This is a genomic window from Pseudomonas sp. SDO5532_S415 (genome assembly GCF_054071155.1).
In genome coordinates this window covers 1-21,469 of sequence record NZ_JBSVWS010000103.1, presented here as the reverse complement: position 1 = coordinate 21,469, position 21,469 = coordinate 1, and the positions used below count along the sequence as shown (strand labels likewise).

The following is a 21,469-nucleotide window of genomic DNA, read 5'->3' as shown; positions in this document are numbered from 1 at the left end:
AGCCAATATCACCGTTACTGGCATACCGCATTCGCGAGCAGGCTCGCTCCCACAGGGGGTTAAGGGTCAGGCATGAAAAAACCGGGCGGTTGTGAGGCCGCCCGGTTTGGGTGAAGGTTTACAGATGCGATTCGGCGTATTCGGCCAGAATCGACCGTGGCACCCCTTGCAGGGTGATGTGCACGCCGTTGGGGAAATCCTTGAAGCGTTCGGTCAGGTACGTAAGTCCCGAGCTGGTTGCGGACAGGTAGGGAGTGTCGATCTGTGCCAGGTTGCCCAGGCACACCACTTTGGAGCCGGCACCGGCACGGGTGATGATGGTTTTCATCTGGTGCGGTGTCAGGTTCTGGCATTCATCGATCAGGATCAGGCTCTGCTGGAAGCTGCGGCCCCGGATGTAGTTGAGGGATTTGAACTGCAACGGCACTTTGCTGAGGATGTAGTCGACGCTGCCATGGGTGCTTTCGTCATCCATGTGCAAGGCTTCGAGGTTGTCGGTGATGGCGCCCAGCCAAGGCTCCATTTTTTCCGCTTCAGTGCCAGGCAGGAAGCCGATTTCCTGATCCAGACCCTGCACGCTGCGGGTAGCGATGATCCGCCGGTAGCGTTTGCTGACCATGGTTTGTTCAATGGCCGCCGCCAGGGCCAGGATGGTTTTACCGGAACCGGCGGCACCGGAGAGGTTGACCAGGTGGATGTCCGGATCGAGCAAGGCAAACAACGCCAGGCTCTGATAGATGTCACGCGGCTTCAGACCCCAGGCTTCCTGATGCAGCAGCGGTTCCTGGTGCAGGTCGAGGATCAGCAGCTGGTCGTTCTCGATCTCTTTGATCCAGCCGACGAAGCCCTGTTCGTCGATGATGAACTCGTTGATGTGCACCGCCGGCAAGTTGTCTATCAACTTCACCTGATGCCAGGTGCGACCATGACCCTGACGGGTCTCGACCTTGCTCACGAGGTCCCAGAACGAGCCCTTCATCTCGTGGTAGCCATTGGGCAGCAGCGATACGTCGTCGACCAGTTGGTCGGTGCTGTAGTCCTCGGCCGCGATCCCACAAGCGCGGGCCTTGAGGCGCATATTGATGTCTTTGGTGACCAGCACGACTGGCTTCTTCGGATCGCGGGTGTGCAGGTCGATCAACTGATTGATGATTTTGTTGTCGTTCAGATGTTCGGGCAGAACGAGGTGAGGCTCAGCCTGCTTGCTCATCAAAATTGACAGCAAACCTTTCGGCCCACTCTTGCCGCGCTGGATCGGCACGCCCTGCTCAACGTCCTCGGGAGAGGCATCGCCCAGGGTCTTGTCGATCAGGCGAATGGCTTGACGACATTCGGCGGCAACGCTGTGATGCCCGCCCTTGAGCTTGTCGAGCTCTTCCAGCACGGTCATCGGAATGGCGACGTGGTGTTCTTCGAAGTTGAGCAGCGCGTTTGGATCGTGAATCAATACGTTGGTATCGAGTACATAAAGGATTGGCTGGTTGGAAGAAGAGCTACGTCCGTGATCATCCATACTCGGTCACCTTTGTCAGAGCCAGTGGACGCAATACCTTGGCGGTGCTGCGCCTCGAAGTGGCCGCCGATCTCACCTACGGAGACTTAAGTGACTGCAAACAAACGGGTCTTGGAAGACGCCACCTGTGTTGCAGGTTTCGGCGGTCTGTCTTCCTAATACTCCAAAACGTGTGACAGAAAAAAGTACTTTGACGCTTTTTTGAAGTTTATTTTGCAGAGTGACGAAAAGCCCTTGGCGGACTGCCATCACCCGTTTACAGTCGGAGATCAACCTGCAGCAAAAACCCTCCAAAAATCGCTCTTCGCCCAATGTTCATGGGCTTTCGGCACTTTCATCGAAAACCGTTCTGACAATCCTCCCAACCGATTCCGCTCTGTGATGTTTGCGTCATCAGCCAGGGCAGCGCCGTTTTAACCCCCTCCTGCTTCACATTGAAATTGATCACGCCATGACGCCACAGCAGCATCAGGGTCAATACCCGCTGCGCGCTCTGGCTGGCCTTGAGCTTGCCGGCACCGTCCTGGGCATCGATGTCCCACAGCGCCACCTGTAAGCCCTGGGACTTGAAAAAGGCTTCGGCATCCGACCGTCGCTGGCCATCGGGCGGACGGAACAACGGCACGTAGTTTTCCGGTAATTTGCTTTTGACCAGATCGACGCTGCGCCGTACCGAATCCTGCCAGTCCTGCCAGTGACTGTGCGAGCGGAACTCCCAGCCTTGCACGCCGATGCACTGACTTGAATAGGTCGATTGCAGACTGGCGACCGGACCTTGCGCCAGTCGCGCCTGGATGTCCTTGCCAAGGACGAAGAAGGTGCCGCTCATGTTCGCCTTGCGCAGGTACTCGGTGATCCAGGCCGTGTTGTCAGGGACGGCATTGGCGGCGCTGTCGAAGGTCAGCAGAAACAGCCGGTCATGCATGGCGTCACCATTGCGTTCGTAGTCGCCAAAATGATCGACTTCGCTGCTGGCTTGCGGAAACAGCGCAGCCTTGCGCAACTGCTCGTCCAGGTACTGGGCATGAAACAGCCGGCCCGGTTCGGCCCACTTGATGTAGTAGCTATCCTCGCTGATCTGGAATTTTCCGGCCTGCTCACGCAAGGTGGGCATGTCCTCTACCAGAAAACAGAAGGACGCATCCTGATCGCAACTCTGTTGGGCGAATTCGAAGTTGGCCAGCAAGCGTTGCCACATGCGCTGGCGAACGCGGTTGACCGATTCCATATTGACTGTGCGCAGGCCCAGGCGCTGAGCCAGCGCGCGCTCATCCAGGGATTCGCTGGCCAGCAGCACCCGGGCGAACATGAGGATTTCGGCGCGTGATGCCACGTCGAACAGCGTCGGGTTGTTGAGCTTTTCCGGCCAGGTGCCGCGATCAAGCGTCGCCACGTCGCCCGGCGCCGCCATGGCGCCAAAGCTCAGAAGCCACACAGAGAATAAAAGAACGATACGCAATGGGATGTCTCCATAACAAAACCCGCGCGGCACTATAGCCGATCCAACCCTTATTACCGCAGCCGCACCAAAGTCCTGTGGGAGCGAGCAGGCTCGCTCCCACAGGGGAATTGTGGATAGCCACCGATCACCTATTACCCCTATAGCTGGAGTCAACACGGACAACCCCCTAGAATCGCCCCCACGATTAAAGGAGACGACTTCATGCTGATGGTGATTTCACCCGCCAAGACCCTCGATTACGAAACACCGCCGGCGACCCAGCGCTTTACCCAGCCGCAGTACCTCGACCATTCCCAGGAGCTGATCCTGCAATTGCGTGACCTGACGCCGGCACAGATCAGTGAGTTGATGCACGTCTCCGACAAGATCGGCGGCCTCAATGCCGCGCGCTTCGGTAGCTGGACCCCGGCATTCACTCCGGAAAATGCCAAACAGGCCTTGCTGGCATTCAAGGGTGACGTGTACACCGGGCTGAACGCGCAAACCTTCAGCGAAGCCGACTTCGATTACGCCCAGCAACACTTGCGCATGCTCTCGGGCCTCTACGGCCTGCTGCGTCCGCTGGACCTGATGCAACCCTACCGCCTGGAAATGGGCACCAAACTGGCCAACGCGCGGGGCAAGGACCTGTATGCGTTCTGGGGCTCGCGCATCAGCGAATGGCTGAACGAAGCCCTGGCCGATCAGGGCGATGACGTGCTGCTGAACCTGGCCTCCAATGAGTACTTCTCGGCGGTCAAGCGCAATGCCCTGAACGCACGCATCATCAATACCGAGTTCAAGGACCTGAAGAACGGTCAGTACAAGATCATCAGCTTCTACGCGAAAAAAGCCCGGGGCATGATGAGTCGCTTCGTCATCGAGGAGCGCATCAACGATCCTGCTGCCCTGAAACAGTTCGACGTCCAGGGCTATCGCTACAGCGCCGAGCAGTCTAAACCGGACAATCTGGTGTTCCTGCGCGATCACGCCCCCGAGTGATCCACCCGGTCGGCGCATGGCATGCAAATCCCGCCTGCGCCGACCATTGATTGACGCCACTTTTCCCGCCCACATCGCCATTTTTATGGCGCCAAAAATACATCATTCGATTTTTTAACTTTAGTTTCATTCGACTTCGATCTTTTTTTTCAGTAGTGGCACTGAAAATTTTTATCGGTAGTGGCAAAAAACTATCCCTTTCAATAATCCGCCTATATATAAAGGGCGAAACGGCAAGTGCTATCAATATGAGAGCAGTGCCATCTTTTTCAATATTTCAAGAAATTTCAGAAATCGCGATGGGCGGGCCGGAACTTCAATCGAATGCACCGCTCATACCACCGGTAACGATTCTCACAGATCTTGTAGGAGATGACTTACGCAGAACAGAGATCCAAGTAGCAAAGTTGTCACATCAACTTTCGCGGACTAATCCCTGATTTGGGCAACATAGTAAGGACAGGAGATAACCGATGAGAACTATCCCCTACAGGGCCAAGGCAGCGCCCCTATAACGTGCTCACCCGAGCACTCAACCGCTTGATCCACGGGCTTACGGCCTGAAATCGGGCGCGCAGGAACATTGCACGAATATCTTCGGAACAGAGGATCGGCTGCATAACAGGGCAAGTCACAACAACAAGCCCAAGTTGCGCACACCTTGAGTGCACTTATTTAGACACTCGGAACTTTAATGCCAGCACAAGGTATTGCTGCGCCTGCCAGGCGCACTTGCGAGTGCACTATCACCGCTGAACACCATTAACTCCGGCCATCTAATGGCTTGATAAACACAGAGGTAATTTGCGATGCGCATCAGCATATTTGGTTTGGGTTACGTTGGCGCTGTATGTGCCGGTTGCCTGTCTGCACGGGGCCATGACGTCGTTGGCGTTGATGTTGCCAAAGACAAGATCGATATGATCAACGCAGGTAAATCGCCCATCGTTGAACCGGGCCTGGGCGAACTTCTGGCGCAAGGTATTCAGACGGGCCGCCTGCGCGGTACCACCAACTTCGCCGAGGCGATTCGCGACACCGATCTGTCGATGATCTGTGTCGGCACGCCGAGCAAAAAGAACGGCGACCTGGAACTGAACTACATCGAAGCCGTGTGCCGCGAGATCGGTTTTGTCCTGCGTGACAAATCCACCCGCCACACCATCGTGGTGCGCAGTACCGTTCTGCCGGGCACTGTCGCAAACGTTGTCATCCCGATTCTCGAAGACTGCTCCGGCAAGAAGGCCGGTGTCGATTTCGGCGTTGCCGTAAACCCTGAGTTCCTGCGCGAAAGTACGGCCATCGCCGACTACGACCAGCCACCCATGACGGTCATCGGCGAATTCGACAAGGCATCGGGCGATGTCCTGCAATCGCTGTACGAAGAGCTTGACGCACCGATCATCCGCAAGGACATCGCTGTCGCCGAGATGATCAAGTACACCTGCAACGTGTGGCACGCCACCAAGGTGACCTTCGCCAACGAGATCGGCAACATCGCCAAGGCGGTCGGCGTCGACGGTCGTGAAGTGATGGACGTGGTCTGCCAGGACAAAACCCTGAACCTGTCCCAGTACTACATGCGCCCAGGCTTCGCCTTCGGCGGTTCCTGCCTGCCAAAAGACGTGCGTGCCCTGACCTATCGCGCCGGTTCCCTGGACGTGGAAGCGCCGCTGCTCAACTCGCTGATGCGCAGCAACGAATCCCAGGTGCAGAACGCCTTCGACATCGTCTCCAGCCACGAGAAACGCAAAGTCGCCCTGCTGGGCCTGAGCTTCAAGGCCGGCACCGATGACCTGCGCGAAAGCCCGCTGGTTGATCTGGCGGAAATGCTGATCGGCAAGGGTTTCGACCTGAAAATCTACGACAGCAACGTCGAATACGCCCGTGTCCACGGTGCGAACAAGGACTACATCGAGTCGAAGATCCCCCACGTCTCGTCCTTGCTCAACGCTGACTTCGACGACGTGATCAACAACTCCGACGTGATCATCCTCGGCAACCGTGACGAGAAATTCCGTGCACTGGTCAAGGACGTTCCACACGGCAAGCAGGTGATCGACCTGGTTGGCTTCATGTCCAAGGCCACCAGCACGGCTGGCCGCGCTGAAGGGATCTGCTGGTAAAGCAGCAACAAGCTTCAAGCTTCAAGCTTCAAGCTGCAAGCTGCAAGTAAACCGCTCTTCACTTGCAGCTTGCGGCTTGAAGCTAGCAGCTGCCTTCAGGCAACTGACTTCAGGATTCCGATTATGCACAGGCTAAAGCACGGCCTACTTCAGGCCGCCGGTTGGCTGTTTTATTTAAGTTTACTGATGGGCATCGCCATGGCGTTGCCTGTGTCCACGTTCGACTCCGAGTCGAAGGACTTCATTTTCCTGATCGGTATCGTCGGTATCTGGCGTTACTCGATGGGTGCCACGCACTTTCTGCGCGGCATGCTGTTTCTGTACGTGGTCTACCCGCACCTGCGGCGCAAAGTGCGCAAGCTGGGCAAGGCGGCGGACCCGTCCCACGTGTTTCTGATGGTCACCAGTTTCCGTATCGATGCGCTGACCACCGCGCAGGTCTACAGCTCGGTGATCCGCGAAGCCATGGAGTGCGGCCTGCCGACCACCGTGGTCTGCTCCATCGTGGAAATGTCCGATGAGCTGCTGGTGAAAAGCCTGTGGAGCCGGATGAACCCACCGGCCCACGTGAAGCTCGACTTCGTGCGCATTCCCGGTACCGGCAAACGCGATGGCCTGGCCTTCGGTTTCCGTGCCATCTCCCGTCACCTGCCGGATGACCGCGCCGTGGTGGCGGTGATCGATGGCGACACCGTGCTCGGCGAAGGCGTTGTGCGCAAGACCGTGCCCTGGTTCCAACTGTTCGGCAACGTCGGTGGCCTGACCACCAACGAATTCTGCGAAGTGCGCGGCGGCTACATCATGAGCGAATGGCACAAGCTGCGTTTCGCCCAGCGTCACATCAACATGTGCTCGATGGCCCTGTCCAAGCGCGTGCTGACCATGACCGGGCGGATGTCGGTGTTCCGTGCCACCGTGGTCACCAACCCGGAATTCATCGCCGACGTGGAAAGCGACTCGCTGCAACACTGGCGCCTGGGTCGTTTCAAGTTCCTCACCGGCGACGACAAGTCGAGCTGGTTCAGCCTGATGCGTCTGGGCTATGACACCTTCTACGTGCCCGATGCAGCGATCAACACTGTCGAGCATCCACCGGAAAAGAGCTTCATCAAGGCCAGTCGCAAGCTGATGTTCCGCTGGTACGGCAACAACCTGCGGCAGAACTCCCGTGCCCTGGGCCTGGGGTTCAAGCGCCTCGGTGCGTTCACCTCGGTGGTGCTGTTCGATCAACGCGTGTCGATGTGGACCTCCCTGCTGGGCCTGACCGTGGCGTTGATCGCCACCTTCAAGTACGGCACCGCGTTCATCCTGGTGTACCTGCTGTGGATCGGCATTACCCGCCTGATCCTGACCCTGTTGCTGTCGTGCTCCGGCCACCGGATCGGCCCGGCCTACCCGGCGATTCTCTATTACAACCAGATCGTCGGCGCGCTGGTGAAGATCTACGTGTTCTTCCGCCTCGACCAACAGTCCTGGACTCGCCAACCCACGTCTCTATCCCGTGATCTCGCCAGCTTTCAACGTTGGTTCAACACCTGGTCGTCTCGGACCATGACCTTCTCCGCCGGCAGCATTTTCGTCGCCGTGCTGTTGATGATGGTCTGACCGAACTCGCCTGAATTAACTAGGAAACCGCCCTTATGAATACCGCCGTCAACGCCAACGTAGTGCATGAATCCGAAGCCCAGCGCCAGCACGCCCGCGTGAAAATCCCGGCCAAGCTGCGTTTCTTCGGCCCCGACCGGACACCGGTCGAAGCGCGAGTGATCGACCTTTCCGCCGGTGGCCTGGCCTTCAACGCCGGGCAACTGCCGCTGAATATCGGCGATAAGTACAAGGCTCGCCTGCAATTCGTCATCGACAACCTTGGCCTGGCCATGGACGTGGAGCTGCTGGTGCGCTCCTACGATCGCCAGACCGGTCGTGCCGGCTGCCAGTTCCAGAACCTGGAACCGCAGGACATCTCGACCCTGCGTCACTTGATCACCTCTCACCTGGCCGGCGACATCGTCAGCATCGGCGAAGTGCTGGCGACCCTGCAGCGCGACAACTTCACCAAGGCGCGCAAGAACAAGGACGGCGGCCATGGCATGACCCCATTCGGGCGCCTGAAAGCCGTGACCTTCAGCCTGGGGATTTTCGTCGTCGGCCTGGCCGCATTCGGGTTCATTTTCAAGTCGGTGTACGGCATGTACTTCGTGAGCCACGCCCAGGCCGGCCTGGTCAGCGTGCCAGGCGTGAACATCACCATGCCCCGCGACGGCACCGTACAAAGCCTGGTGAAAGCCGACGGCGTGGCTGCCAAAGGCGCGCCGCTGGCGACCTTCAGCACCAGCATGCTCGACGTGCTCAAGGGCCATCTGGAAGACGATCAACTGGCACCGGCCAAGGTTGAAGAACTGTTCGGCAAGCAAATGACCGGCACCCTGACTTCGCCATGCGATTGCACCGTGTCGCAGCAAATGGTTGCCGACGGCCAATACGCCAGCAAGGGCGATGTGATCTTCCAACTGGTGCCGCGCAACACCGAAGCCAATGTCGAAGCCCGCTTCTCCTACCGCCAGTTTGGCGACGTGCTGCCAGGCACCGCCGTGCGCTTCCAGATCGCCGGTGAAGACAAGACCCGCACCGGCAAGATCGTCAGCAGCACCAGCCTGAAAAGCGCCGACCTGTCGTCTGACATCCGCGTGCTGATCCAGCCGGACGAAGCACTGGACAGCACCCTCGCCGGTCGCCCGGTGGAAGTGAACAGCGACCGCGGCCCGAACCTGAACTGGCTGATCGAAAAAGCCATGGCAGCTGGTCTGTAACCGGAGGACATGCCTGTGAGTATTCCTACCCTCAATACACCGCCGACCCTGTGGGAGCGAGCCTGCTCGCGAAGCGGTCAACTCGGTTTGTCTGATGCACCGCGCCGCCTGCTTCGCGAGCAGGCTCGCTCCCACATGGGGTCTCTGTGTGCAGTGGCATTGGCAGTCAGCCTCGCCGGTTGCGCCGGCTTGCCCGATCAGCGCCTGGCCAACGAAGCCCTCAAGCGTGGTGACACCGCCACCGCCGCGGCGAACTATCAGCAACTGGCGGACCTGGGCTACAGCGAAGCCCAGGTTGGTCTGGCCGACCTTCAGGTCGACAGCCGCGACCCGGCGCAGATGAAACAAGCCGAAGCCACCTACCGTGCAGCGGCGAGTGTTTCTCCTCGTGCCCAGGCGCGTCTCGGTCGTCTGCTGGTGGCCAAGCCGGGCGCCACTGAAGCCGAACACCAGGAAGCCGAAGGCCTGTTGAAAAAAGCCTCCGCCGCCGGCGAAGGCAACACCCTGATCCCGTTGGCGATGCTGTACCTGCAATACCCGCACAGCTTCCCCAACGTCAACGCGCAACAGCAGATCAGCCAATGGCGCGCCGAAGGCAAGGCGGAAGCGGGTCTGGCGCAAGTGCTGCTGTACCGCACCCAGGGCACCTACGACCAGCATCTGGATGACGTGGAAAAGGTCTGCAAGGCCGCGCTCAACACCACCGACATCTGCTATGTCGAACTGGCCACGGTCTATCAGAAAAAGGCCCAGCCGGAACAACAGGCCGAGCTGATCAAGCAGATGCAGGCAGCGCACGCTCGCGGCACCGTCTCGGCTCAGCGAGTCGACAGCGTCGCCCGCGTACTGGCCGATTCGACCCTGGGACAGACCGACGAAAAAACCGCGCAGTCGCTGCTCGAACCCATCGCCCCGGGCTACCCGGCGTCGTGGGTCACCCTCGCACAGCTGATCTACGACTTCCCCGAACTGGGCGACGTCGACCAGATGATGAAGTACCTGGACAACGGCCGCGCCGCCGACCAGCCGCGCGCGGAACTGCTGCTGGGCAAGCTGTACTACGAAGGCAAGATGGTCCCGGCGGACGCCAAGGTCGCCGAAGAGCATTTCCAGAAAGCCGTCGGCCGCGAAGTTGCCGCCGATTACTACCTCGGACAGATCTATCGCCGTGGCTACCTGGGCAAGGTCTATCCGCAGAAGGCCCTCGACCATCTGCTGACCGCTGCGCGCAACGGCCAGAACAGCGCCGACTTCGCCATCGCCCAACTGTTTTCCCAAGGCAAAGGCACCAAGCCTGACCCGCTCAACGCGTACGTGTTCAGCCAGCTCGCCAAAGCCCAGAACACGCCGCAAGCCACCGAGCTTGCGCAAACACTCGAAGCCCAACTGCCGCCTGCGCAGCTGGCCGAGGCCCAGCGTCTGTTGAAACAGGAACAGGCGACCCGTGGTGCCTTGAGCCAGAACACTCCGCAACTGCAGGCCCTGCAAGAAGACGGCGAGGAATCCCTATGAAATTGAATCCATTCATGAAGGCCGGCATCGGCCTGACGTTCGCGCTTATCTGGTCGTGCCCGACACTGGCGGCGATGACTGAAGAAACCAAGAACTACGGCCTGGACGTGAAAATCACCGGCCAGTCCGAAGACGACCGTGACCTGGGCACCCAGAGCGGTGGCGACGTCAATGGCCTGGGTCTCGACCTGCGTCCGTGGGTCTATGGCGAGAGCGGCGCGTGGAGTGCCTACGCCATGGGGCAGGCCGTGACGTCCACCGACATCATCGAGACCGACACGCTGCAGGAGTCCGATAACGACGGTACCCAGACCACCGACAACGGTGATCGCAAGACCAAGAAAAACTACCTGGCGATGCGCGAGTTCTGGGTCGGCTACAGCGGCTTCACGCCCTACCCCGGCGAGATCCTGAAGTTCGGTCGCCAGCGCCTGCGCAACGACGACGGCCAATGGCGCGATACCAACATCGAAGCCTTGAACTGGACCTTCGACACCACCCTGCTGCGGGCCAACGCCGGTATCGCCGAACGCTTCAGCGAGTACCGCACCGACCTCAAAGAACTGGCGCCGAAAGACAAGGATCGCCTGCACGTCTACGCCGATACCGCGTATCAGTGGATGCCAGGCAACTGGGTCGGCATTCGCGGTCATCACACCCACGATGACGGCAAGCTAGATTACCCGACGCCGGGTGAACCCGGCGACTCGCTGGACAAGAAACAGAACGGCGACATCAGCTGGCTCGGCCTTACCGCCGACAGCGATGCCTACAACTGGCGCAACACCAATACCGTCAACTACTGGGGCAGCATCACCGGCATGAGCGGCGACCGCGACACGGTCAACCCGCTGAACGCCGATGGCACCGCGCCCGCACAAGCCAAGCGCAGCGGTGATGTCGACGGCTGGGCCACTGACCTGGGCGTGCGCCTGCGCCTCGATCCGCAATGGCAAGTCGGTGCGGCGTACGCCCGTGCCAGCGCCGATTACGAACAGAACGGCCTGGAAAGCAACCGCTCGAACTTCACCGGTACACGCTCGCGGGTACACCGTTTCGGCGAGGCCTTCCGCGGCGAAATGAACAACTTGCAAACCGCGACCTTGTTCGGTTCGTGGATGCTCAACGACGAATACGACGCCAGCCTGATCTACCACAAATTCTGGCGTGTCGACGGCAACAAGCCAGTCGGCAGCAACGGCATCGATGCCGTGCAGAACGACACCGACGACATCACCGGTGCCGTGCTGTCCAGCACCTCGCTGCCGCTGGCCGATGGCGAAAAAGACATGGGTCAGGAAATGGACCTGGTGGTCACCAAGTACTTCAAGCAAGGCCTGTTGCCGGCAGGGTTGAGCCAGTCGATCGACGAGCCTTCCGCCCTGGTGCGTTTGCGTGGTGGTGTGTTCAAGCCGGGCGATGCCTACGGCAAGGAAGTCGATTCGTATATGCACCGCGCGTTCATCGACGTGATCTGGCGCTTCTGATGCACATTGCGAAGGGAGTCTCCCAGATGAATCATCAAGCCCGAAAAGGCTCGATCAGCCTGTTGGCCGGCGCGATGCTGCTGGCCAGCGCGAGCGCCTTCGCCAATGTGGAGCCGGCTGCCCCTCAACAGGGCAAGCCGGCAACCATGGCCAAAGAACTGCAACAGGCCAAGACCTACACCGTCAGCAGCGCACCGACAGCGCCGCTGGAGCTGGCCCAGCCAAAACTGCCGGACGTCTCGGGCTACACCGCCGAGGCCGTCGCCGCGAAAATCGTGCGCAGCAAGGCCGGCAAAATCAGTGTGCGCCGGATGATGCAAGAGAACGCCCTGAAGGACTTCATCGGCGGCGACAACAAGATGGCCGAGTGGGTGGTGCGTCAGCACGGCATCCCGCAGGCGATCTTCATCGACGACGGCTACATGAACCTCAAGGACCTGGCGAAAAAACTGCCCAAGCAGTATTTCAGCGAAACCTCGCCGGGGGTGTTCCTTGCCAAATTGCCGATTGTAGTAGGTGAGAAAGGCATCCTGGAAATCGACAAGCAGACCCAGGAACTGCGCCTGTCCCAGGAGGCCGGTTCGTTCCTGGTCAACGATGGCCAGTTGTTTGTGCGCGATACCAAAATCACCGGCTGGCGCGAGAAGGACAACGGTCCTGCAACCTTTCGTTCGCCGAATGAATTCCGCCCGTTCCTCCTGGCCTGGGGCGGTACCCAGACCTACATCGCCAACAGCAAGATGGCCAGCTTCGGCTACGCCAACAGTAAGTCCTACGGCGTGAGTATTTCCCAGTACACGCCGAACATGGCCAAGGTGCTCAAGCGTCCTGAACCGACCGGCTGGATCGTCGGCTCCGAATTCTCGGACATGTGGTACGGCTTCTACTGCTACGAAACCCGCGACTTCGTGGTCAAGGGCAACACCTACAAAGACAACATCGTCTACGGCATCGACCCCCATGACCGCTCCCATGGCCTGGTCATCGCCGACAACACGGTGTTTGGTACCAAGAAGAAGCACGGGATCATTATTTCCCGTGAGGTCAACGACAGCTTCATTTTCAACAACCGCAGCTACGACAACAAGTTGTCCGGCATCGTGATCGACCGTAACAGCGTCAACAACATCATTGCCTACAACGAGATCTACCAGAACCACACCGACGGCATCACCCTCTACGAGAGTGCCGACAACCTGTTGTGGGGCAACAAGGTGCTCAGCAACCGTCGCCACGGTATCCGCATTCGTAACAGCGTGAACATTCGCCTCTACGAAAACGTCGCCATGGCCAACGGCCTGACCGGTGTCTACGGCCACATCAAGGACCTGACCAATACCGACCGCGACATCAAGCTCGATCCGTTCGACGCCCAGGTGTCGCTGATCGTGGTCGGTGGTGAACTCGCGGCCAACGGCAGCGGCCCGCTGTCCATCGACTCGCCACTGAGTGTCGAGCTGTATCGCGTGTCCATGCTCGCGCCGACCAAATCCAGCGGCATCAGCTTCTCGGGAATTCTCGGCGAGCGCCAGGATGAAATTCTCGACCTGCTGGTGCGCCAGCAGAAAGCCGTGCTGATCGACCCTGTCGAACGCCAGACCGAAATGCGGGACTGAGGATAATTTTATGCACCCACACTTGATCAAATTACTCAGCCTGTCGGCCCTGACGGCCGGCATTCTCGCCGCCAGCACCGGCGCGCGTGCCGATGAACCCCAGGCGCCGAAATTCTCGGCCGAACCGTGCTGCAGCCTGTGCCCGGCCGCCCACGACCCGAAGAATTACACCACCCGCTACCAGCAGAACTTCACCACGCTGGTGCAGGCTCAGGGTGACTGGCTGTTCCGTACGCAAGAGGACTTGCGCACCGAGTTCGACACCACCCCCGCCGGCTACAAACGCATGAAGCAATTGCACGATGCGTTCAAGAGCAAAGGCGTGGAACTGGTGATCGTCTACCAGCCGACCCGTGGCCTGGTGAACCGCAACAAGCTCAACCCGGCCGAAAAGGCCAGCTTCGATTTCGACAAGGCTCTGAAGAACTACAAGACCATGCTCGGCCGTTTCGCGCAGATGGGTTATGTAGTGCCGGACCTGTCGCCGCTGACCAACGAACAACTGCCTGAGACCCTGCCCGCCCACGACTTCTACTTCCGCGGCGACCAGCACTGGACTCCATATGGCGCCCAGCGCACGGCAAAAGTCGTCGCCGAAAAGGTCAAGCAGATCCCGGCCTTCGCCGACATTCCCAAGCGCGAATTCGAGACCCATAAGTCGGGTCGCATGGGCAAGACCGGAACATTGCACAACATGGCCGGTCAACTCTGTGGCACCAGCTACGCGATCCAGTACATGGATCAATTCACCACCGAGCCCAAGGGCGAAGCGGGCGATGGCGATCTGTTCGGCGATTCCGGCAATCCGGAAATCACCCTGGTCGGCACCAGCCACAGCGGCAAGAACTACAACTTCGCCGGTTTCCTCGAAGAGGCCATCGGCGCCGACATTCTCAACGTGGCGTTCCCCGGCGGCGGCCTGGAAGGTTCGATGCTGCAATACCTGGGCAGCGACGAGTTCCAGAAGAACCCGCCGAAAATTCTCATCTGGGAATTCTCGCCGCTCTATCGCCTCGACCAGGAAACCATCTACCGCCAGATGATGGCGCTGCTGGACAACGGTTGCGAAGGCAAGGCCGCACAGATGTCCGGCAGCACCACCTTGAAACCGGGCAAAAACGAATTGATGGTCAACAGCAAAAACCTCGACCTGCGTAACAGCAGTCACCAGGTCGACATCCGCTTCGCCGATACCTCGGTGAAAACCCTGCAAGCCACCCTCTGGTACATGAACGGGCGCCACGAGGACATCAAGATCGACAAACCGGAAACCTCCGACACCGACGGGCGTTTCGCCTTCGAGTTGCGCACGGACGAAGACTGGGCCTCGCAGAATCTGCTGGCCGTCGAAATCCAGGGACCTGAAAAAGCAGGTGCCGCGCCGCAGAAAGTCGAAGCGAAAATCTGCAAACGCAACGTATTCCCGGGCGCTGAGCAACGTACCGCTTCAGCCGGGCAATGAGGTCTGCTATGCGCAATCCGAAACTTGCAACACTGACGCTTTTGAGCCTGGCGATGTTCGCCGGCGCGACTCAAGCGGCCGCGCCATTGCGTCCGCCTCAGGGCTACTTCGCGCCGATCGAGAAAGTCAAAACCGGCGACAAGAGCGAAGGCTGTGACGCCATGCCGACGCCGTACACCGGTTCGCTGCAGTTTCGCAGCAAGTACGAAGGCTCGGACAAGGCCCGTTCGACACTGAACGTGCAATCGGAAAAAGCCTTCCGCGACAGCACCGCCGACATCACCAAAATCGAGCGCGGCACCAGCAAGCGCGTGATGCAGTTCATGCGTGACGGTCGTCCGGAACAGCTGGAGTGCACCTTGAATTGGCTGACCGCCTGGGCCAAGGCCGATGCGTTGATGTCCAAGGACTTCAACCACACCGGCAAGTCCATGCGCAAATGGGCGTTGGGCAGCATGGCGTCGTCGTACATTCGCCTGAAGTTCTCCGACTCCCATCCGCTGGCCAACCATCAGCAGGAGTCGCAACTGATCGAAGCCTGGTTCAGCAAGATGGCCGATCAGGTGGTCAGCGACTGGGACAACCTGCCGCTGGACAAAACCAACAACCATTCGTACTGGGCTGCCTGGTCGGTGATGGCAACGTCCATCGCCACTAACCGCCGCGACCTGTTCGATTGGGCGGTGAAGGAATACAAGGTCGGCGTCAATCAGGTCGACGCCCAGGGCTTCTTGCCCAACGAACTCAAGCGTCAGCAACGCGCCCTCGCCTACCACAACTACGCCCTGCCACCGCTGGCGATGATCGCCAGTTTCGCCCAGGTCAACGGTGTGGATCTGCGCCAGGAAAACAACGGCGCCCTCAAGCGCCTGGGTGATCGCGTGCTGGCCGGGGTGAAAGACCCGGACGCGTTCGAGAAGAAGAACGGCAAGGAACAGGACATGACCGACCTGAAGGTCGACTCCAAATTTGCCTGGCTCGAACCGTTCTGCACGCTCTACACCTGCTCGCCGCAGGTGCTGGAGAAGAAGCACGAGATGCAACCGTTCAAGACCTTCCGCCTCGGGGGTGACCTGACCAAGGTCTACGACCCGGCAAACGAAAAAGGCAAAGGCTCGTAAGACAAATGCAATCCCTTGTGGGAGCGAGCCTGCTCGCGAATGCGGTCTGTCATTCACCAAAAATGTCGACTGGCACAACGCTTTCGCGAGCAGGCTCGCTCCCACAGTGAAGTGATGTTTGCCCTCCAGATTACTGTGGGGGGTTTGGGGGGGCCGTTGGCCCTTGACTGTTGATTCAAACAAGGAGAGATCGGGATGGTTTTTTCGTCCAACGTGTTCCTGTTTTTGTTCTTGCCGATCTTTCTCGGCTTGTACTACCTGAGCGGGCAACGCTATCGCAATTTGCTGCTGCTGATCGCCAGCTACATGTTCTACGCCTGGTGGCGTGTGGACTTCCTGGCGCTGTTCGCCGCCGTCACGCTGTGGAACTACTGGATCGGCCTGAAAGTCGGCGCCGCCGGGGTCAGGACCAAACCGGCACAGCGCTGGCTGCTGCTCGGCGTGGTCGTCGACCTGTGCATCCTCGGCTACTTCAAGTACGCCAACTTCGGTGTCGACAGCATCAACGCCATGATGACCTCGGTGGGCCTGGAGCCGTTCATCCTGACCCACGTGCTGTTGCCGATCGGGATCTCGTTCTACATCTTCGAGTCCATCAGCTACATCATCGACGTCTACCGTGGTGACACCCCGGCGACCCGCAACCTGATCGATTTCGCGGCGTTCGTGGCGATCTTCCCGCACCTGATCGCCGGCCCCGTGTTGCGTTTTCGCGACCTCGCCGATCAGTTCAACAACCGTACCCACACCCTCGACAAATTCTCCGAGGGCTGCACACGGTTCATGCAGGGTTTCATCAAGAAGGTCTTCATCGCCGACACCCTCGCGGTGGTGGCCGACCATTGCTTCGCCCTGCAAAACCCGACCACGGGCGATGCCTGGCTTGGCGCACTGGCGTACACCGCGCAGCTGTACTTCGACTTCTCCGGCTACAGCGACATGGCCATCGGCCTGGGCTTGATGATGGGTTTCCGCTTCATGGAAAACTTCAAGCAGCCGTACATCAGCCAGTCGATCACCGAGTTCTGGCGGCGCTGGCACATCAGCCTGTCGACCTGGCTGCGCGACTACCTGTACATCACCCTGGGCGGCAACCGCAAAGGTACGCTGACGACCTATCGCAACCTGTTCCTGACCATGCTGCTCGGAGGCCTGTGGCACGGTGCGAACATCACCTACATCGTCTGGGGTGCGTGGCACGGCATGTGGCTGGCCATTGAGAAAGCCATCGGTCTGAACACTTCGCCGCGCAGCTTCAACCCGATCCGCTGGGCGCTGACCTTCCTGCTGGTGGTCATGGGCTGGGTGATTTTCCGTGCGGAAAACCTGCACGTGGCCGGTCGCATGTACGGCGCGATGTTCAGCTTCGGCGACTGGTCGCTGTCGGAACTCAACCAGGCCAGCCTCACTGGCCTGCAAGTGGCGACGCTGATCGTGGCCTACGTGACCCTGGCGTTCTTCGGCCTGCGCGACTTCTACAGCAATCAACAGCCAGAGAAGACCAAGCCTGCGGTGAATGTCGATGCGGATGGCCCGGCTGCCGCAACAGCCGGAACGATCAAGGCCGTGCCTGGGGATAACCCGGCCAGCATCCACCAGCCTGGCTACACCGTCGGCGTCGAAGCCCAGGTGCAACCGGCCTACTGGACCGCTGACTGGTCGCGCTACGTGATGCGCGCCCTGGTCCTGCTGCTGTTCATCGCCTCGATTCTCAAACTCTCGGCGCAAAGCTTCTCGCCGTTCCTTTACTTCCAGTTCTGAGGGATCTGACCATGACCCGCTCATTACGCATCTTCTACATCGCCCTGTTCCTGGTGACCCTGCTGGCCCTGGGCCTGTGGTCGGTTCGCAGCTTCCTGGGCTTCAGTACCAACGCCGATGCGACGGTGCTTAACGGCCGCTGGACCAAGGCCGTGGAAACGCACTACGACGACGAGTTCCCGATCAAGCGCCTGGGCACCAACCTCTGGGCGGCGCTGGACTTCAAACTGTTCAACGAAGGTCGTCCGGGCGTGGTGCTCGGTCGCGACCAATGGTTGTACAGCGATGAAGAGTTCCACCCGATCGTCAACGAAGAGCTGAACCTGCAAGGCAATTACGCGCTGGTCGAAGGCGTGCGCCAGACCCTGAAAAAGCAAGGCGTGCAACTGGTGATGGCAGTGGTGCCGGCCAAGGTACGCCTGTACCCGGAACACCTGGGCGAGGTTAAACCGGCCAGTATCCACGCCAACCTCTACAAGGATTTCCACCAGCGCCTGGCCGCCGACCGGATTCCTGCTCCTGATTTGCTGGGTCCATTGCAAGCGGCCAAACGCGACGGCAAGCAAGTGTTCCTGCGCACCGACACCCACTGGACCCCGGAAGGTGCCGAGATCGCCGCCAATCGCCTGGCCAAGACCATTGCCGACAAGTTCCCCTTGAGCGGTGACCCGCAAGACTTCGTCACCGAACCTGCGGAAAACATTACCCACAAGGGCGACCTGCGTCTGTTCCTGCCGCTGGACCCGCTGTTCGAAAACCTGATGCCGGCGCAAGAGCCACTGCAAAAGCGCAACACCATAGCCGCTGGTGACCAACCGGCCGGTGACGACGCGCTGTTCGCCAACACCGAAGTGCCGGTCGCGCTGATCGGCACCAGCTACAGCGCCAACCCCAACTGGAATTTTGTGGGCGCGCTGAAACAAGCCCTGCGCAGTGACGTGGTCAGTTACGCCGAAGACGGCCACGGCCCGGTACTGCCGATGCTCAGCTACCTCAAAAGCGACGCTTTCAAGAACAGCCCGCCACAGGTGCTGATCTGGGAGTTTCCTGAACGCTATCTGCCTGTGAACAACGAAATCGGCGACGCCGACCCGCAGTGGGTCGCAGAGCTTAAACAAGCCGGCGCCCGCCAACAAAACGTAGCCGCAAACACTAAATCCGAGACGCCCGACCGGGCGCAAAACTGAAAGAGAGAGGTACTACCATGACTTTCACTACTACTCCTCGTCGTCTCGCCAAGACCTTTGCACTGGTTGCTGGTATGAGTGTGCTCTCGATGCAGGCCTTCGCCGCTGGCGACTCCGCGCTGTACGGCCCGACCGCCCCGAAAGGCTCGACCTTCGTGCGTGTCTACAACGCCGCCAACGCTGAAGTCAGCGCCACCGTCGGCAGCACCAACCTGAGCGAAGTCGCGCCACTGTCCAGCACTGACTTCAGCTTCATGCCGGGCGGCGACTACAGCGCCAAGGTCGGTAGCCAGACCCTGCCGGTGAAACTGGCCGGCGATCACTATTACACCCTGGTCAACAACGCCGGCGGCGCGCCGCAACTGATCGAAGAGCCGCCGTTCAAGAACAAACAGAAATCCCTGGTCCGCGTGCAGAACCTCAGCGACAAGGCACTGACCCTGAAGACCGCCGATGGCAAGACCGACGTAGTGCCGAACGTGGCCGCCAAGGGCCGTGGCGAACGTGAAATCAACCCGGTGAAAGTCAGCCTGGCGCTATACGATGGCGACAAGAAAGTCGGCGACGTGAAGCCGGTCGCCCTGGAGCGCGGTGAAGCGGCGGTGCTGTACGTCACCGGTAACGGCAGCAGCCTGTCGCCAGTCTGGGTGAAACGCCCGGTGTCGACGCGCTAAAAATTTTCCGAACTGACCCGGTTCTCTGTGGGAGCCGGCCTGCCGGCGATGCAGGCCACTCGGTTTTGTTGATGTACCGAGGTGATGCCATCGCCAGCAGGCTAGCTCCCACAAAAGCCTAACCAAACGATTTTCAAGGAGTAACACCATGATTCCAGTCATCCTCTCCGGTGGTAGCGGCTCACGTCTTTGGCCGCTTTCCCGTAAGCAGTTCCCTAAGCAGTTCCTGGCCCTGACCGGCGAGCACACGCTGTTCCAGCAAACCCTGGAGCGCCTGGTCTTCGAAGGCATGGACACCCCGATCGTGGTCTGCAACAAGGACCACCGTTTCATCGTCAACGAGCAACTGACCGCCCGCAAGCTGGAAACCCAGCGCATCCTGATGGAACCGTTCGGCCGCAACACCGCGCCGGCGGTGGCCCTGACCGCGATGATGCTGGTCAATGAAGGTCGCGACGAGTTGATGCTGGTACTGCCGGCCGACCACGTGCTGGAAGACCAGAAAGCCCTGCAACGTGCCCTGGCCCTGGCCACCGTTGCAGCCGAAAACGGTGAAATGGTGTTGTTCGGCGTACCGGCCACCAAACCGGAAACCGGCTACGGCTACATCAAGTCGACCAACGATTCGCTGTTGCCTGAAGGCGTCAGCCGTGTCTCGCACTTCGTCGAAAAACCCGACGTGAAACGTGCCACCGAGTTCGTCCAGTCCGGCGGCTACTTCTGGAACAGCGGCATGTTCCTGTTCCGCGCCAGCCGCTTCCTCGAAGAACTGAAAAAGCACGATCCGGACATCTACGACACCTGCCTGCTGACCCTGGAACGCAGCCAGCAAGATGCCGACAGCGTCAGCATCGACGAAGCCACCTTCGCCTGCTGCCCGGACAACTCCATCGACTATTCGGTGATGGAAAAAACCCGGCGCGCCTGCGTGGTGCCGCTGACCGCGGGCTGGAGCGACGTCGGCTGCTGGTCCTCGCTGTGGGAAGTGAATGAAAAAGACGCCAACGGCAACGTCACCAAAGGCGATGTGGTGGTCCAGGACAGCCGCAACTGCATGATCCACGGCAACGGCAAACTGGTATCGGTGATCGGCCTGGAAAACATCGTCGTCGTCGAAACCAAGGACGCCATGATGATTGCGCACAAGGATAAGGTCCAAGGCGTGAAACAGATGGTCAACACCCTCAACGAACAGGGTCGCAGCGAAACCCAGAACCATTGCGAAGTCTATCGTCCGTGGGGCTCCTACGACTCGGTGGACATGGGCGGGCGCTTCCAGGTCAAGCACATCTCGGTCAAACCGGGCGCGTGCCTGTCGCTGCAGATGCACCACCACCGTGCCGAGCACTGGATCGTCGTCAGCGGCACCGCCGAAGTGACCTGCGACGAGAACGTGTTCCTGCTGACCGAAAACCAGTCGACCTACATTCCGATTGCTTCGGTTCACCGCTTGCGCAACCCGGGCAAGATTCCACTCGAGATCATCGAAGTGCAATCGGGCAGCTACCTGGGTGAGGACGATATCGAGCGGTTCGAGGATATCTACGGGCGTACGACGCCAATCGAACGTGGGGTTTCGGTGAAGACCATCGCGCAGTAAGCCTCAAGCAAAACAAAAGCCCCCGCCCAGCCCGCTGCGTTCCCTATCCGCAGTGGGGTGGTCGGGGGCTTTTTTTGTCTGAGTTTTGTGTTGCTTCGGCTGGCCCCTTCGCGAGCAGGCTCGCTCCCACAGTGGTTTTGTGAACGCCACAGATCAA

The 21,469-nt window shown here is 59.6% G+C and carries 15 protein-coding genes; 13 read left to right on the top strand and 2 right to left on the bottom strand.

What is annotated here, in order from left to right:
• Nucleotides 1–118: 118 nt before the first annotated feature.
• Both ACW9HW_RS20285 and ACW9HW_RS20280 read right to left on the bottom strand, forming a co-directional pair.
• Nucleotides 119–1,513: a PhoH family protein gene (locus tag ACW9HW_RS20285; protein WP_095193031.1), complete on the bottom strand. Its 1,395-nt coding sequence runs from the start codon at nucleotides 1,511–1,513 to the stop codon at nucleotides 119–121.
• A gap of 334 nt (nucleotides 1,514–1,847) precedes the next feature.
• Nucleotides 1,848–2,972, bottom strand: a complete 1,125-nt coding sequence (locus ACW9HW_RS20280) for a polysaccharide deacetylase family protein (RefSeq protein WP_457401494.1) — start codon at nucleotides 2,970–2,972, stop codon at nucleotides 1,848–1,850.
• Nucleotides 2,973–3,176: 204 nt separating this feature from the next.
• On the opposite strand from ACW9HW_RS20280, the gene yaaA reads away from it, so the two are divergent.
• From yaaA to ACW9HW_RS20215, 13 genes are all read left to right on the top strand, one after another.
• Entirely contained in the window at nucleotides 3,177–3,956 is a 780-nt protein-coding gene (gene yaaA, locus ACW9HW_RS20275) for a peroxide stress protein YaaA (protein WP_095193029.1), read from the top strand.
• An 809-nt stretch (nucleotides 3,957–4,765) separates the two neighbouring features.
• Nucleotides 4,766–6,082, top strand: a complete 1,317-nt coding sequence (locus tag ACW9HW_RS20270; protein WP_095193028.1) for a nucleotide sugar dehydrogenase — start codon at nucleotides 4,766–4,768, stop codon at nucleotides 6,080–6,082.
• Nucleotides 6,083–6,205: 123 nt separating this feature from the next.
• A complete protein-coding gene (gene alg8 / locus ACW9HW_RS20265; RefSeq protein WP_457401492.1) occupies nucleotides 6,206–7,687 on the top strand; it encodes a mannuronan synthase in 1,482 nt (493 codons plus the stop codon).
• A gap of 35 nt (nucleotides 7,688–7,722) precedes the next feature.
• A complete protein-coding gene (locus tag ACW9HW_RS20260; protein ID WP_095193026.1) occupies nucleotides 7,723–8,892 on the top strand; it encodes an alginate biosynthesis protein Alg44 in 1,170 nt (389 codons plus the stop codon).
• Between the two features lie 15 nt (nucleotides 8,893–8,907).
• The gene (gene algK / locus ACW9HW_RS20255) at nucleotides 8,908–10,404 is read left to right on the top strand and encodes an alginate biosynthesis TPR repeat lipoprotein AlgK (protein ID WP_457401489.1); all 1,497 of its coding nucleotides are present in this window, start codon (nucleotides 8,908–8,910) and stop codon (nucleotides 10,402–10,404) included.
• A complete protein-coding gene (locus tag ACW9HW_RS20250) occupies nucleotides 10,401–11,891 on the top strand; it encodes an alginate export family protein (protein WP_457401487.1) in 1,491 nt (496 codons plus the stop codon). Before algK ends, ACW9HW_RS20250 begins: the two co-directional genes overlap by 4 nt.
• 26 nt (nucleotides 11,892–11,917) lie before the next feature.
• Nucleotides 11,918–13,507: a mannuronan 5-epimerase AlgG gene (algG, locus tag ACW9HW_RS20245; protein WP_095193024.1), complete on the top strand. Its 1,590-nt coding sequence runs from the start codon at nucleotides 11,918–11,920 to the stop codon at nucleotides 13,505–13,507.
• Nucleotides 13,508–13,517: 10 nt separating this feature from the next.
• Entirely contained in the window at nucleotides 13,518–14,969 is a 1,452-nt protein-coding gene (locus ACW9HW_RS20240) for an alginate O-acetyltransferase (RefSeq protein WP_095193023.1), read from the top strand.
• An 8-nt stretch (nucleotides 14,970–14,977) separates the two neighbouring features.
• A complete protein-coding gene (locus ACW9HW_RS20235; RefSeq protein WP_095193022.1) occupies nucleotides 14,978–16,090 on the top strand; it encodes a mannuronate-specific alginate lyase in 1,113 nt (370 codons plus the stop codon).
• A gap of 195 nt (nucleotides 16,091–16,285) precedes the next feature.
• A complete protein-coding gene (locus ACW9HW_RS20230) occupies nucleotides 16,286–17,851 on the top strand; it encodes an MBOAT family O-acyltransferase (protein WP_095193021.1) in 1,566 nt (521 codons plus the stop codon).
• 11 nt (nucleotides 17,852–17,862) lie between these two features.
• Nucleotides 17,863–19,038: an alginate O-acetyltransferase gene (locus ACW9HW_RS20225; protein ID WP_457401484.1), complete on the top strand. Its 1,176-nt coding sequence runs from the start codon at nucleotides 17,863–17,865 to the stop codon at nucleotides 19,036–19,038.
• Nucleotides 19,039–19,055: 17 nt separating this feature from the next.
• Nucleotides 19,056–19,712 carry an alginate O-acetyltransferase AlgF gene (locus ACW9HW_RS20220; protein WP_095193019.1) on the top strand — a complete coding sequence of 219 codons (657 nt, stop codon included), beginning with the start codon at nucleotides 19,056–19,058 and terminating at the stop codon, nucleotides 19,710–19,712.
• Nucleotides 19,713–19,860: 148 nt separating this feature from the next.
• Complete coding sequence (locus ACW9HW_RS20215) at nucleotides 19,861–21,312, top strand: mannose-1-phosphate guanylyltransferase/mannose-6-phosphate isomerase (protein ID WP_095193018.1); 1,452 nt, start codon at nucleotides 19,861–19,863, stop codon at nucleotides 21,310–21,312.
• Nucleotides 21,313–21,469 lie beyond the last annotated feature (157 nt).